Here is a 13847-nt window from a genome sequence, read left to right as displayed (position 1 = left end):
CGCAATTACCGTAAGCACTTCCGATGGAGGATTGGGTTCATGGTCGATCGTATTGCCGAGGTCTGGGGTACCCGTACCCCGTTCGGACAGGGTCAGCGCTGGCCTGTGCGCGTGGACCAGGTTCTCGCGGAGGGCATTGCGGAAGCGGATGTGGAGCGGTGGGTCCAGTCCGCGTGCGTGTTGTGCAGCAACGGGTGCGGTATCGATATAGCGGTCAAGGGCGGAGCAATGGTCGGGGTCCGCGGGCGGGCTGTGGATATCGTCAACCACGGCCGGCTCGGCCCGAAGGGCCTGTTCGCCAGCTGGCAGGGCGTGGACAACGGGGACCGCCTCACGAAGCCCCTGGTCCGCGAGAATGGCGAGTTGGTGGAGACCGACTGGGAGACGGCGATGCAGCGGATTGTCAGCCGCAGCCGTTCCCTGCTCGACAGCAAGGGCCCGCTATCGCACGGGTTCTACACCAGCGGACAGCTGTTCCTGGAGGAGTACTATGCGCAGGCCATCGTCGGGAAGGCGGGGATCGGCACGCCGCACATGGACGGCAACACGAGGCTGTGCACGGCAACGGCGGCGGCGGCGATGAAGGAGTCCTTCGGCGCCGACGGCCAGCCCGGCAGCTACGTCGACATCGACGAATGCGACGCGATGTTCCTGTTCGGCCACAACATGGCCGAAACCCAGACTGTCCTCTGGGCGCGGGTCCTGGACCGTATCGCCGGCCCTGACCGCCCGAAGCTCGTGTGCGTGGATCCGCGCGAAACCGAAGTCGCCCTGCACGCCGATGTCCACCTCGCCGTCAGGCCCGGGACCAACCTTGCGCTGATGCATGGCCTGGTGCGGGAACTGTTCGTCAACGGGTGGATCGACCAGGACTACATCGACCGGCACACCGTCAACGTGGAGGAACTGCGTGCCACGGTGGAACCCTGGACGCCGGAGGCGGTGGCCGAGACCTGCGGCGTGGACGCTGGTGACGTCCGCCGGGCCGCTGAAATATTCGGAACATCGGCCCGTGTCCTCTCCACGGTGCTGCAGGGGTTCTACCAGTCGTCCCAGGCGACGGCTTCCTCGTGCGCGGTGAATAACCTGCACCTTCTCCGCGGTCTGATCGGCAGGCCCGGGTGCGGAATCCTGCAGATGAACGGGCAGCCCACGGCCCAGAACAACCGTGAGTGCGGGGCTGACGGGGACCTGTCGGGCTTCCGGAACTGGGAAAACCCCGAACACGTCCAGGAACTGGCGGAGCTGTGGAACGTCGACCCGGCGATCATTCCGCACTGGGCGCCGCCCACCCACGCCATGCAGATCTTCCGGTATGTGGAGCAGGGATCCATCGAGTTCCTGTGGATCTCCGCCACGAACCCGGCGGTGTCGATGCCCCAGCTGGCCCGTATCCGGGACATCCTGTCCACGCCCGGGCTGTTCCTCGTGGTGCAGGACCTGTACCTGACAGAAACGGCCCGGTATGCCGACGTCGTCCTTCCCGCAGCCGCGTGGGGCGAAAAGACAGGTACCTTCACTAACGTCAACCGCACCGTGCACCTGTCCGAGAAAGCAGTGGAACCCCCAGGGGAGGCGCGCAGCGACCTCGACACCTTCCTGGATTACTCACGCCGCATGGGCTTCACCCAGCTCGACGGGACGCCCTTGCTGACCTGGCGGGGGCCCGAGGACGCCTTCAACGCCTGGCGCGAATGCTCCCGGGGACGCCCCTGCGACTACACCGGCCTCAGCTATGAGAAGCTGCGGGGCGGCAGCGGCGTCCCGTGGCCCTGCAACGACGAACATCCCGACGGCACTGTGCGGCTGTACGGGGACGGCGTATTCTCCACCGACCCCGGGTATTGCGAAACCTACGGCCACGACCTCCTCACGGGAGCCACAGTCGGATCCCAGGCCTACAAGGCTGCCAGCCCGGCCGGGCGTGCGGTCTTCAAAACCGCCGCCTACCAGCCGGCCCATGAAACCCCCGACGACGAATACCCTTACCGGTACACGACCGGGCGGACCGTCTATCACTTCCATACCCGCACCAAAACCGGACGCTCCCCGCAACTCAACAGCGCTGCCCCCGAGGTGTGGGTGGAGATGTCGGTCAATGACGCCGCCGCCCAGGAACTGGACGAAGGCGACGTCGTCCGTGTGGAATCCCGGCGCGGCTTCATCGCGGCGCCGGTCCGGATCAGTGACATCCGTGACGGCACGGTCTTCGCCCCCTTCCACTATGGATACTGGGACCAGGACGGTGCGCCGGACGGGAAGCACCGGGCCGCGAATGAACTGACCATCACCGAATGGGACCCGGTCTCGAAGCAGCCGGTCCTCAAGAACGCGGCCGTCAAGGTCACGAAGATCGCGGACGGATCTGGCCCGTCCCTGGCTCCCACCACCACGGCGTCGCGGCCGGCCGGGCGTTCAAAAGGGAGGGGACGTGTCCTGCCCACTGCCGGTGGTCCGGCGGCCCAGGCCACGGAAACCATCGCACCGGTGGAACCTCCAGCGGCTGCGACGAAAGAGGAACGGGCATGAAACTTCCGGTCTACCTGGGTCTGCTGCACAAATCCGAGGGGATCCTCGCCGAATCCTTCCGGCAGGTCGCCGTGGGCCATGGGGATGAGCCCGACGTCCACTTCCTTTGCCTCACACTCGCCCGGCAGTGCGACGAACACCAGAAAGCCCTGGCACCCGCCGTTGACCGGTACGGCGAAGTAACCGAGGACGACGAACCCGAACGCCTCCACGCCGAGGGGCTCTCCCGGACGCGGACCGGTCCAGTCGGGCTCCTCAGGGATCTCCAGGACCTCTACCTGCTCGCGAGCCTGGTCGACATCACCTGGACTGTGGTCAAGCAGGCAGGCCAGGGACTGCGGGACTCGGAACTTCTCGCCATCGTGGCCACCTGCGACGGAGAAACCGGCACGCAACTGAAATGGCTGCAGACACGCATAAAACAAGCTGCGCCCCAGGCCCTCATCGCGGCTGGATAAGGCCTGACTGGTCCAGAATCATCAGCATGCTTACAATTAGTCCAGAGCACAAACTATCTGTGTGCTCCTAACTGCGGAGGTCCCACATGAGCAGCTACCATCCTGAAAATGATCCGGCCAACCCGGACCGGGAACAAGTAGGCCACGGCAATCCGCCGGCGGCTGCGAGCCCGGCCGGACGCGAGGGCGCGGGCCGCGAGCAGTCCAGCGGGCAGGGGGCGGACCAGGCCGGTTCCGCCAACCCGGACCCGCTCCAGGGCAACATCACGGGTCTCGAGCCCGGCGGCGGCGTTCCTCCGGGTGAAACGCCGCCCGCCGAGGACCAGATGAGCGGGGACCAGGGCCACGACGAGTAGCCCGCACCGGCTCCGGCCAGAGCGCAGACGACACATTTCGACATGTTGATGTCCGCGGAAATCGCCGCGTCCGTAACATAGGGGAAAAAGCAGGCGAAAGCTTGCCAAGTTCAGCAAGAAGGGCTACAGACTTTGCCACTCGAAACCTTGCCCATCCTCGACTTCTCCCGCTTGAATGCAGGTGCCGAAGAAGCAGACCGCTTCCGGAACGAACTCCGCGAGGTGATGCACGACGTCGGGTTCTTCTACCTGGCCGGGCACGGCGTGCCGCAGGAGCTGACCGACGCGATCCTGGACGTATCCCGGAAGTTCTTCGATCTTCCCGAGGAACAGAAACTCGCCGTCGAGAACATCTTCTCTGCCCAGTTCCGCGGATACACGCGGATGGGCGGAGAGCTGACGGACGGTGCTGTCGACTGGCGGGAGCAGATCGATATCGGCGTCGAGCGCGAGGCCGTACCGCGGGATCCGGCCGTGGCGGACTACTGGCGCCTCGAGGGGCCCAACCTGTGGCCGGAGGCCCTGCCCGAAATGCGCGGCATCGTCTCCGAATGGACCGAGCGGCTGAGCGCGATTTCGCTCACCCTCCTGCGGGCGGTGGCCGTATCCCTCGGTGCGGAGGAGGACGCCTTTGACGACGCCTTCGGTGAACGCGCCTTCCCGATGCTCAAGATTGTGCGGTACCCGGGGGAGTCCGACCCGGAGCCCAAGCAGGGTGTGGGCTCCCACCGCGACGGCGGGGTCCTGACACTGCTGCTGGTGGAGCCCGGTAAGGGCGGACTCCAGGTTGAACACGAGGGCCGCTGGATCGACGCACCTCAGGTGCCGGGAACCTTCGTCGTGAACATCGGCGAAATGCTGGAGCTGGCCACTAACGGCTACCTCAAGGCGACCCTGCACCGGGTGATCTCGCCGCTGCGCGGCACCGACCGGATCTCGCTGCCCTTCTTCTACAACCCGGCACTGGACGCGACGATGCCGGGGCTGGCGGTGGCGCCTGAATTCCAGGACAAGGCCCGGGGCCTGTCGGTGGACCCGACGAACAGCCCGATCCTGGAGACCTACGGCGACAACGCCCTCCGCTACCGGATGCGGGCCCACCCCAATGTGGTGGAGGCGCAGCACAAGGACCTCCTGAAGGGCTAGGGACCTGGAGGTCTGTGCCGCGCGCCCTATTCCATCGGCGCAAGGACCCGGGGTAGCTTGTTCCCCATGGCCAAGGAAGAAACCACACTCACCGTCAAGAGCCCGCAGGGCGAACGCGACGTGCGGCTGTCGAGCCCGTCCAGAATCATCTGGCCGGAACTCGGGCTGACCAAGCTGGACCTCGCCACGTACATGGTGGAAGTCGGGGATGCCTTCCTGGCCGCGAACGGCGACCGTCCGGTGACGCTCCAGCGGTTCGGCGGCAACGTTGACGGGGAACAGTTCTTCTCGAAGAATCCGCCGAAGGGTGCCCCGGATTTCGTGCGCTCGGTGGTGGTGAAATATCCCAGTGCCCGATCCCACCCGCAGATCGTGCTCGACAACGTGGCGGCCGCTGTCTGGACGATCCAGATGAACACCGTGGTGTTCCACCCCTGGGCCTCCCGGGCGGGCGACCCGGACAACCCTGACCAGCTCCGGATCGACCTCGACCCGCAGCCCGGCACCGGGTTCAGGGAGGCCGTTCCGGCTGCGCACGAACTGCGCTCCGTGCTGGACGAGGCCGGGCTGGAGGCGTTCATCAAGACCTCCGGGAACCGCGGCCTGCACGTCTTCGCCCCGATCGAGCCCACCCGGGAGTTCCTCGACGTCCGGCACGCCGTCATTGCGGCGGCCCGCGAGCTGGAACGGCGGATGCCCGACAAGGTCACCACCGCGTGGTGGAAGGAGGAGCGCGGTACCCGGATCTTCGTCGATTTTAACCAGGCGAACCGCGACCGCACCATCGCCGGCGCGTACAGCCCGCGCGCCCTCCCGGGCGCCACGGTTTCCTGCCCGCTCCGCTGGGAGGAACTTGAGGCCGCCGATCCGAAGGACTTCACCATCCTCACCGTGCCGGACCGGCTGAAGACCGCCGGCGATCCCTGGGCTGACATGCACGCAAAGCCGGGCACCATCGACACCCTCCTGGAATGGTGGGAACGTGACCTCGCCGACGGGCTGGGGGAGATGCCGTTTCCGCCGGACTTTCCTAAGATGCCGGGCGAACCGATGCGGGTCCAGCCCAGCCGGGCCCGGGCCAAGGACTAAAGCAGCTGCGGCCCTTTCGGAAATTGATAACCGGGAACTTCACAGGCTTTCTTAAGGGACTTCGGGGGCTGCTGTGATCCGCTGGTGGGACAGTACGAGCATCGGCCCGGCTATCCCGCTGGCCCGGTCAACCAGAAAGCCGGAAACCATGAGCCGGAATCCCTCAACAACTCCGGGCGCGAAGGGGGCAGCGCGCGCCTGCTGGATTGCCATCGCAATGCTGCTCGCCTTTGTAACTACTGCATGCACGCCAACGCCCACCCCGACGCCGCCGCCATCGGCGACGACCAACGGCGCAGGGACCCCCGGGCATGTCTTCATCGTCAACCTCGAGAACAAGGGCTATGAAAAGGTCTGGGGTGCCGGTTCTGCGGCCCCGTACTTGTCGGCCACCCTTCGCAAGCAGGGCGTACTGCTCTCGCAATACTACGGCATCGCCCACCACTCCAACCCGAACTATCTCGCGCAGATCTCCGGGCAGGCGTCGAATGCCATGACCCGGGACGACTGCCCGACGTACGCGCCGTTCAGCCAGACGGGTGTCGTGTCCCCGGGCCAGGTCGAGGGCACCGGCTGTGTCTATCCGGCGTCGGTGCCTACCCTTGCGGGCCAGCTCAGTGCGGCGGGAAAGCGCTGGAAAGGCTATATGGAGGACATGAAAAGCCCCTGCCGTCATCCGGGGCTCGGCGCCAAGGACGCCTCCCAGGATGCGAAGGCGGGTGACCAGTACGCCACCCGCCACAACCCGTTTGTCTACTTCCAGGAGATTACATCCTCCCCGGACTGCAAGGCCGACGTCGTCGACTACAGCGAACTCGAGGGCGACCTGCGGTCGCTCGACACCACGCCAGCCCTTGCCTATATCACCCCCAACCTGTGCAACGACGGACACGACGATCCCTGCGTCGACGGAAGCCCCGGCGGGCTGGCCCGCGCCGACGCCTGGCTCGCCCGGGAGGTTCCGCAGATCCTGGACTCGCCGGCGTTCAAGCAGGACGGGATGCTCGTCATCACCTTTGATGAGTCCGAGGGCAACACCGGCGGCCCGTCAGGAATACCCGGCGGCACGGCCGGCGGGCGGATCGGTGCCCTGGTGCTCTCGCCGCTGATCAGGGGCGGCACGACGTCGGACCGGCTCTACAACCATTTCAGCCTGCTGGCTACGGTTGAGGACGCCTTTTCCCTGCCCCGGCTGGGTTATGCCGCGGCGGCGGGCCTCAACAGCTTCGGTGACGACGTCTTCAACGCCCGGCCGTGACCGCCTGTCAGCGGACCGCTTGTCAGCGGACGGCCTCTCAGTGGACGGCGCGGAGCACCACCCGGGCGGCAAACCCGACGGCGCAGACCAGCGGCATCAGCGCGGCAAGCACGGCCACGGTGTTGGGACGGAACGCCACGCGCCCGCTCCTGTCCCGGCCGTACACGCCGAGCGGAAGCACGAACCCGCCGCCTCCGCCGCCTGCGGCAGCGGCGTCGCTGCTGGTCCCGGCCCCGGGGCTCCCTGTCCCGCCTTCGGAAGTGCCACCGCCTCCGAACCCGAAGGACACGAGGGCCACGGGAATCAGTTCCTCCCCGTCCACCCGCACGGCCGGGCCGTACGCCCGCGACACACCCACGTTCTTAAACGCCTCGGCGAGAGACGACAGAGCCTCTGACATACCAGCCACCATAGGCACTGCGCGTACGGGGCACCAGACCCACCCACTCGCCCCGCCCGCCGGAGTGCGTAGGCAGGGCCGTCGGTCCCCTTTCCGAAGGCGGGACCGGCGCATAGATTAGGGCGAGGAAAGCGATTGGACGAGAGGTTTGGGACGTGGGAAGAAAAACAGACGCCGCATCGCGGCTGGCCGCCGCGCTGGCCATTGTCCTTGGCACCTCCGAGATCCCCCTGCGGCTGCGGGCCTGGGACGGGTCGGAGGCGGGGCCGGCGGGAGCGCCGCTCATCGTGTTCAGGTCACGGCGGGCCCTGCGCCGGATCCTGTGGTCGCCGGGGCAGCTGGGCCTCAGCAGGGCGTACGTGTCCGGGGATATCGATGCTCCCGACGACGTTTTCGCGTCCTTCTCCGCCTTGAGCTCTGCCGGCAAGTTGGCGGAGCCCGGACCGTTCCGCAGGCCCACTGTCCGCGAGCTTGCTTTCCTGGTGGGGACGGCGGTCCGGCTTGGGGCGCTGGGGCCGAACCCGGCGCCGCCGCCGGAAGAAGCAAGGATCGTCCGCGCGGGCCGTCGCCACTCCAAGAAACGGGACGCTGCGGCCATCTCCCATCATTATGACGTGGGCAACGACTTCTACGGCCTTGTCCTGGGCCCGTCCATGGTTTACTCCTGTGCGGTCTGGGATTCCGAGGACACCGGGCTTGAAGCTGCCCAAGAGGCCAAGATCGATCTGGTTTGCCGCAAGCTGGGCCTTCGGCCGGGCATGCGGGTGCTCGACGTCGGTTGCGGATGGGGCAGCTTCGCGCTGCACGCGGCCCAGCGCTACGGCGCCGACGTCGTCGGGGTCACCCTTTCCACCGAGCAGGCCGCGCTGGCGGGCAAGCGGGTGGCCGACGCCGGCCTGACCGACCGGATCGAGATCCGGGTGCAGGACTACCGCGACGTCGAGGACGGCCCGTTCGATGCCATCAGTTCCATCGGCATGTCCGAGCATGTCGGCGGAGAACAGATGCCCGCCTACGTCTCCCGGCTGCACGGGCTCCTCCGTCCCGGCGGCCGACTGCTGAACCACGCCATCTCCTGGAATGCCGGCCCCACCGACCCGGACCCGGACTCCTTCATCCCGCGCTATGTCTTCCCCGACGGCGAGATGCTCAGCCTCGCTGAAACGGTCACGGCCCTGGAAGGCGGCGGCTTCGAGGTCCTTGACGTCGAGGCGCTGCGCCGCCACTACGCGCTCACCCTCCGGGCGTGGGTCCGGAACCTGGAGGACCACTGGGAGGAAGCGGTGGATATCGTGGGCGCGGGACGGGCCCGGGTCTGGCGGCTGTACATGGCCGCCAGCGCCCTGGGCTTCGAAACGGGACTCACGGGGGTTAACCAGGTACTGGTGCAGAAGGCCGGCGGCGCCGAACCGCCCCTGCGCCGGACTGACTGGATCTAGCTGCGCGCTTTCAGAAAGGAAGCGACGGCGCCCGCCAGGGAGGCGCCGACGTCCTCGGGGGCCCGCTTAAGGCCAGCGACGTCGAACGTGTGGCCGCCGCCCTCGCACCACTCCACTGTCGCGGAGGGCCCGATGCGGGCAACCACTGACTCGAGCAGTGCGGGCGTTGCAAAAGCATCCCGCGTCCCCTGAAGGAAGAGCATCGGCAGGGTCAGGCCGTAGAGGTGCCCGTCCCGCAGCTTCTCCGGCTTGCCCGGTGGATGCAGGGGATAGCCGAGATAGACCAGCCCCGCCGCGGCCATGCCCTCGGCGACGGCCATCGACGCCATGCGGCCGCCGAAGGATTTGCCGCCGGCCCAGACGGGCTCTCCGCCGGAGCGGGCAGCGGCTTCGGCCATGGCGGCCCGCCACGCCGCGATCGCGGCCGGCGGCCTGTCCGGGAACTTCTTCCCCGCCTCGCGGTACGGAAAGTTGAAGCGGAGCGTGGCGACGGACTTGCCGTTCAAGGCACGTGTGAAGCCAACCAGGAAGGGATGGTCCATGCCGGTGCCGGCGCCGTGGGCGACAACGAGCGTGGCGAACGCGTCAGCCGGCCGGGCATAGAGGGCGGAGACCCTCGCATCGCCGACGACGACGGAAACCGGGGACTCGGGTGTGGGCATGACTCCATTCTGCCGTCTGCGGTGGCCGGGGCTGTGCAGCCCTCAGTGGAGGGGGCTGGCGGGGTGGGAACCGGGGTGGGAACCGGGGCCGGACTCACCGGCGGCCTCTGCCCCGCGGGAGACGAACCTCTCCACCCGGCGGTCCGGAATCAGCCAGATCGCTGCGACGACGGCGTAGACAGCGACGCCGAGCGCCGGGTGCACCAGGCTGACACCCATCCCCACCAGATAAAGAACGGGCGAGGCCTTGCCCTTCCAGTCCCGCCCCATTGCCAGGGCCAGCGGGCCATCCCGGCCTTGCCGCCGGAGAAGCGTCGTCTTGAGGATGTAGAAGGCAATTGCGGCAAGCAGCAGATTCAGCCCGTAGACGAGCACCGGAACCTCGGCCAGATCGCCCGTGTTCATCCAGCGGGTGGTAAAGGGCAGCAGCGACAGCCAGAACAGCAGATGCAGGTTGGCCCAGAGGATCCCGCCGCTGATCCTCCCGGCGAGGTGCAGCATGTGGTGGTGGTTGTTCCAGTAGATCCCCACGTAGGCAAAGCTCAGCACATAGCTGAGGAAGGTCGGCACCTCCTCCAGCAGAGCGTGCCAGGTGGGCTCCGTGGGGACGTGGAGCTCCAGGACCATGATGGTGATGATGATGGCGAGCACGCCGTCGCTGAAGGCTTCGAGCCGGTTCTTGTTCATCGCATGCTTTCATCCTGGATTATCGCTCGAGTCTACGCTGGCGCTCCCGATTCCCCGTGGACCTGGCTGACACACCGGGTCACTGAGGCCGTCTTGTGTCCGGAGTCCGGCCCGGGTTACGTTGAATACTCAGCAAGCTTAGTAGTTGGCGAGCTCAGTAGTTGGCGAGCTCGGTAGTTAACGTCTTCCCGAAGGAGTTCAAATGAGAGCACTAACCTGGCAGGGCAAAAGATCTGTACGCGTAGAGAACGTGCCTGATCCGGTGATCCAGGAGCCGACGGATGCCATCGTGCGGATCACGTCCTCGGCAATCTGCGGCTCTGACCTCCACCTGTACGAGGTCCTGGGGCCGTACATGCAGGCCGGCGACATCCTGGGCCACGAGCCGATGGGGATCGTGCAGGAGGTCGGGGCCGACGTGCGGAACCTCCAGCCCGGTGACCGGGTGGTCATTCCGTTCAACATCTCGTGCGGACACTGCTGGATGTGCAAGCAGGGCCTACAGTCCCAGTGCGAGACCACGCAGGTGCACTCGCACAACAGCGGGGCCAGCCTCTTCGGGTTCTCGGAGCTTTACGGCTCCGTGCCAGGGGGCCAGGCCGAGTTCCTGCGCGTTCCCCACGCCGACTACGGCCCCGTCAAGGTCGGGCACGAACTCCCCGATGAGCGGTACCTCTACCTTTCGGACATTCTCCCCACCGCCTGGCAGGGCGTGAAGTATGCAGATGTTCCCGACGGCGGGACGCTGGCCGTCTTCGGGCTCGGCCCGGTTGGCCAGTTCGCGAGCCGGATCGGACGCCACCTCGGGCACCGGGTGATCGCCGTCGAGCCGGTTCCGGAGCGCCGGCAGATGGCCGAGCGCCACGGGATCGAGACACTCGACTTCACCAAGGACATCGCTGACGAGCTCCGCGAGATGACTGACGGGCGCGGGCCGGATGCAATCGTCGACGCCGTCGGAATGGAGGCCCACGGCTCCCCGGTGGGCGCCTTCGCCCAGCACGCCGTCGGACTCCTGCCCGACGCCCTGGCCAAGAAGGCGATGGAAACCGCGGGCGTGGACCGGCTGACGGTGCTGCACGCCGCCATCGACTCCGTACGGCGCGGCGGCACCCTGTCCCTGAGCGGCGTCTACGGCGGCACCGCGAGCCCGATGCCGCTGTTGGCAATGTTCGACAAGCAGCTGCAGTTGAGAATGGGCCAGTGCAACGTCCGCCGCTGGACCGATGAGCTGCTTCCGATCGTCGAGGACGCCGCCGATCCGCTGGGCGTCATGGACCTGAAGACCCACGAAGTGCCCCTCGACGGCGCCGCCGCAGCCTACGAGCTGTTCCAGAAGAAGGAGGACGGCTGCATCAAGGTGGTCCTCAAGCCCTGAGCCCTTCTGCGGGCCCGGTTCCCGACGGCGGAACCGGGCCCTGCGCGTGACGCCAGGCCCCGTGGACGGCGCCGCCGCTGGGCCTATGCTGGCTGGGTGCACACCCGCCATATTCGTCTCGAGGAAGAGGAGGCCCGGCATTGAGGATCCTGTTGGTCGAGGATGAGAGGGTCCTTGCCGATACCGTCCGCCGGGGACTGGCGAATGAGGGGTTCGTCGTGGACGTGGCTCACGACGGCGTCAGCGGGCTCTCGGCGGCGACGGAGAACACCTACGACGTGATCCTGCTGGATCTGATGCTGCCGCTCAAGAATGGCTATGACGTCCTCCGTGAGCTGCGGCAACGCCGGAACTGGACCCCGGTGCTGATGCTTACCGCGAAGGACGGCGAGTACGACCAGACGGATGCTTTCGACCTGGGAGCCGACGACTATCTGACCAAACCCTTCAGTTTCCTCGTCCTCGTAGCCCGGATCCGGGCCCTGATGCGCAGGGGAGCGCCGGAACGACCCGTTGTCCTGACCCTCGGGACGCTGAGCCTGGACCCGGTGGACCACCGCGTACGGCGGCGCGGAACCGCCATTAACCTCACCGCGAGGGAGTACGGGCTCCTGCAATACCTCATGCGCCGGCACGACCAGATCGTGTCCAAGGCCGACATCCTCGACAACGTCTGGGACTCCGCCTTCGAGGGCGGCGACAACGTCGTGGAGGTCTATATCGGATACCTGCGGCGCAAAATCGACGCCCCCTTCGGCGTCCACACCCTGGCCACCGTCCGCGGCGTCGGATACTTGCTCAGCGCCGACCGGGAAGCTACTTCCGCGGCCGTGCCACACTCCCGCGCGTGACTGGCGCCTGGGCGGGAGGCGCCGGGAGCGGCAGGACCATTTCGAAGCGGCACTCGCCTCCGGGAGTTTCCGTCGCCCGGATGGAGCCGTGATGCGCCGCCATGATGCCGGCGGCGATGGCCAGGCCAAGGCCGCTGCCCCCGCCCTCCCGTGACCGGCTTTCGTCCAGGCGGACAAAGCGCTCGAACACCCGCTCCCGGTCCGCTGCCGGAACCGGGGCGCCGTCGTCGTCGACGGTGAGGACAGCCGCGCCGTCGGCTGCGTGCATGCTGACACGGATCAGGGAGAGCGCATGCCGGTCGGCGTTGTCCAGGACATTCCGCAGCACCTGCGCGAGACGGCGCGCGTCGCCCTTGATGCGCACCGGGGTCAGATCCGCGGAAACCTGGTGGCTGCTGACCGCCCGCAGCCGGCGCACCTCCTGGCCCACGACGTCGTCCAGGTCCACATCAGCGTCCTGCCGGGTCAGGCCGCCGTCGTTCGTCCGGGCCAGGGTGAGGAGATCCTCCACGAGGTAGCGCATCCGGGCTGTTTCGCCGGTGAGGTCGTCCTTCAACTGGAACCACATCGTCCCCGTAGGATCCGCTGCCGCTATTTCCAGCCCGGCGCTCAGGGTTGCCAGCGGACTGCGCAGCTCGTGGCTGGCGTCGGAGACAAACCGTCGCTGTTCGCTGTCCGAGGCCTGCAGGCGCTCAAGCATGGTGTTCATGGTCAGCGCGAGTGCCTCGAGCTCATCTTTGGTGGGCGGCACATCAACCCGCCCGTCGAGGCGTTCGGCGTTGATCCGCGCCACCTGGCCGCGAATCCTTTCGACGTGCCGGAGCGATCGGCCGACCAGGAGCCAGACGGACACGGCCACAACCGCCAAGAGGGGCGGCGCGGCCCCCAGCATGAGCGAAGCAACGGTGGAGATGGTCTCGGCCTGCAACTGCACGGAGGACGCGACAACCACAACCACGTGCTGCCTGGCCACCCGGGCTCCCGTCACTACGACGTGGAAGTCGTCATTGTTGCCGATATTTGGCAGGCTGGAGACGCGCTGCGTCAGCGAAAAGCCGGGCTCAGGACGCAACCCGGACAGCGGCTGGCTGGACGCCCTCGGCTCGGACCCGGCGATGACGGTACCCGCGGCGTTAATCAGCTGCACATACTGACCGGCGTGCCCCGTCGCTATCACGTATTCAATCGCGTCCTCGATGTCCTCGTCCACCGCCAACTGGGCGACAACATCCTGCGTCTTCTGCCGCGCGGCCGACTCGGTCGACGCTGTCAGGGTCGACTCCAGCAGTGCCAGGAGGACCAGTCCGCCCGCGAGCAGCGCCACGGCCACCACGGCGACTGCGGCCGCAGTGGAACGCTTGCGCACGCCCCAGCGGCTCCGGCGGCGCCCGGGGTGGGCGGCCGCGGAATGGAGCGGGACGTGTTGCATGTTCCAAGAATGAGCCACCGGCGCATCGGCGACAACCAAAGGCCCGCTTTTTCTCCGTCCAGGACCGCTGCTCCTGCGGGGCCACGCCTTCTCAGCGTCCTCTCAGGTGGGTTAAGGGATAGTGGGCTCAGCAGCAAAATCCCGCCGATAAGTTCCCAAACCATC

General features: G+C 67.2%; 13 protein-coding genes. 9 read left to right on the top strand and 4 right to left on the bottom strand.

Annotated features, from left to right (window positions below):
- Positions 1–39: 39 nt before the first annotated feature.
- From QFZ65_RS11615 to QFZ65_RS11590, 6 genes are all read left to right on the top strand, one after another.
- Positions 40–2529: a molybdopterin oxidoreductase family protein gene (locus tag QFZ65_RS11615; RefSeq protein ID WP_306910542.1), complete on the top strand. Its 2490-nt coding sequence runs from the start codon at positions 40–42 to the stop codon at positions 2527–2529.
- On the top strand, positions 2526–2987 hold the full coding sequence (locus QFZ65_RS11610; protein WP_306910540.1) for a hypothetical protein: 462 nt from the start codon (positions 2526–2528) through the stop codon (positions 2985–2987). Before QFZ65_RS11615 ends, QFZ65_RS11610 begins: the two co-directional genes overlap by 4 nt.
- 86 nt (positions 2988–3073) lie before the next feature.
- On the top strand, positions 3074–3343 hold the full coding sequence (locus QFZ65_RS11605; RefSeq protein WP_306910538.1) for a DUF6480 family protein: 270 nt from the start codon (positions 3074–3076) through the stop codon (positions 3341–3343).
- Positions 3344–3475: 132 nt separating this feature from the next.
- Positions 3476–4489 carry an isopenicillin N synthase family oxygenase gene (locus tag QFZ65_RS11600; protein ID WP_306910536.1) on the top strand — a complete coding sequence of 338 codons (1014 nt, stop codon included), beginning with the start codon at positions 3476–3478 and terminating at the stop codon, positions 4487–4489.
- A gap of 66 nt (positions 4490–4555) precedes the next feature.
- Positions 4556–5578 (top strand): non-homologous end-joining DNA ligase, encoded by a 1023-nt coding sequence (gene ligD / locus QFZ65_RS11595; protein WP_306910534.1) that lies wholly within the window; start codon positions 4556–4558, stop codon positions 5576–5578.
- A 148-nt stretch (positions 5579–5726) separates the two neighbouring features.
- Positions 5727–6836 (top strand): alkaline phosphatase family protein, encoded by a 1110-nt coding sequence (locus QFZ65_RS11590; protein ID WP_306910532.1) that lies wholly within the window; start codon positions 5727–5729, stop codon positions 6834–6836.
- Between the two features lie 37 nt (positions 6837–6873).
- On the opposite strand, the gene QFZ65_RS11585 is transcribed toward QFZ65_RS11590, so the two are convergent.
- Positions 6874–7236: a hypothetical protein gene (locus QFZ65_RS11585; RefSeq protein ID WP_306910530.1), complete on the bottom strand. Its 363-nt coding sequence runs from the start codon at positions 7234–7236 to the stop codon at positions 6874–6876.
- Between the two features lie 155 nt (positions 7237–7391).
- Between QFZ65_RS11585 and QFZ65_RS11580 the strand changes: the two genes are divergently transcribed.
- Positions 7392–8675 (top strand): cyclopropane-fatty-acyl-phospholipid synthase family protein, encoded by a 1284-nt coding sequence (locus QFZ65_RS11580; protein ID WP_306910528.1) that lies wholly within the window; start codon positions 7392–7394, stop codon positions 8673–8675.
- Here the strand turns inward: QFZ65_RS11580 and QFZ65_RS11575 are convergent.
- On the bottom strand, positions 8672–9337 hold the full coding sequence (locus tag QFZ65_RS11575; RefSeq protein ID WP_306910526.1) for an alpha/beta family hydrolase: 666 nt from the start codon (positions 9335–9337) through the stop codon (positions 8672–8674). The genes QFZ65_RS11580 and QFZ65_RS11575 overlap by 4 nt on opposite strands.
- Positions 9338–9379: 42 nt before the next feature.
- Complete coding sequence (locus QFZ65_RS11570) at positions 9380–10024, bottom strand: TMEM175 family protein (RefSeq protein WP_306910525.1); 645 nt, start codon at positions 10022–10024, stop codon at positions 9380–9382.
- A 202-nt stretch (positions 10025–10226) separates the two neighbouring features.
- Here QFZ65_RS11570 and QFZ65_RS11565 point away from each other — a divergent pair, with 202 nt between their 5' ends.
- Complete coding sequence (locus QFZ65_RS11565; protein WP_306910523.1) at positions 10227–11402, top strand: zinc-dependent alcohol dehydrogenase; 1176 nt, start codon at positions 10227–10229, stop codon at positions 11400–11402.
- 140 nt (positions 11403–11542) lie between these two features.
- Positions 11543–12253 carry a response regulator transcription factor gene (locus tag QFZ65_RS11560; RefSeq protein ID WP_306910521.1) on the top strand — a complete coding sequence of 237 codons (711 nt, stop codon included), beginning with the start codon at positions 11543–11545 and terminating at the stop codon, positions 12251–12253.
- Here QFZ65_RS11560 and QFZ65_RS11555 read toward each other — a convergent pair.
- The gene (locus QFZ65_RS11555) at positions 12219–13682 is read right to left on the bottom strand and encodes a cell wall metabolism sensor histidine kinase WalK (protein WP_306910519.1); all 1464 of its coding nucleotides are present in this window, start codon (positions 13680–13682) and stop codon (positions 12219–12221) included. The genes QFZ65_RS11560 and QFZ65_RS11555 overlap by 35 nt on opposite strands.
- Positions 13683–13847: the final 165 nt, after the last annotated feature.

It is taken from the genome of Arthrobacter sp. B3I9 (genome assembly GCF_030816935.1).
GTDB lineage: Bacteria > Actinomycetota > Actinomycetes > Actinomycetales > Micrococcaceae > Arthrobacter.
Note: the sequence above shows the minus strand (reverse complement) of the source record. Positions and strands in the feature narration are given on the sequence as shown.

What these genes read in the sequence shown, in the direction of transcription:
- QFZ65_RS11585 (WP_306910530.1), bottom strand. Translation starts at nt 7,236, where the DNA reads ATGTCAGAGGCTCTGTCGTCTCTCGCCGAGGCGTTTAAGAACGTGGGT.
- ligD (WP_306910534.1), top strand. Translation starts at nt 4,556, where the DNA reads ATGGCCAAGGAAGAAACCACACTCACCGTCAAGAGCCCGCAGGGCGAA.
- QFZ65_RS11610 (WP_306910540.1), top strand. Translation starts at nt 2,526, where the DNA reads ATGAAACTTCCGGTCTACCTGGGTCTGCTGCACAAATCCGAGGGGATC.
- QFZ65_RS11615 (WP_306910542.1), top strand. Translation starts at nt 40, where the DNA reads ATGGTCGATCGTATTGCCGAGGTCTGGGGTACCCGTACCCCGTTCGGA.
- QFZ65_RS11575 (WP_306910526.1), bottom strand. Translation starts at nt 9,337, where the DNA reads ATGCCCACACCCGAGTCCCCGGTTTCCGTCGTCGTCGGCGATGCGAGG.
- QFZ65_RS11570 (WP_306910525.1), bottom strand. Translation starts at nt 10,024, where the DNA reads ATGAACAAGAACCGGCTCGAAGCCTTCAGCGACGGCGTGCTCGCCATC.
- QFZ65_RS11605 (WP_306910538.1), top strand. Translation starts at nt 3,074, where the DNA reads ATGAGCAGCTACCATCCTGAAAATGATCCGGCCAACCCGGACCGGGAA.
- QFZ65_RS11555 (WP_306910519.1), bottom strand. Translation starts at nt 13,682, where the DNA reads ATGCAACACGTCCCGCTCCATTCCGCGGCCGCCCACCCCGGGCGCCGC.
- QFZ65_RS11565 (WP_306910523.1), top strand. Translation starts at nt 10,227, where the DNA reads ATGAGAGCACTAACCTGGCAGGGCAAAAGATCTGTACGCGTAGAGAAC.
- QFZ65_RS11590 (WP_306910532.1), top strand. Translation starts at nt 5,727, where the DNA reads ATGAGCCGGAATCCCTCAACAACTCCGGGCGCGAAGGGGGCAGCGCGC.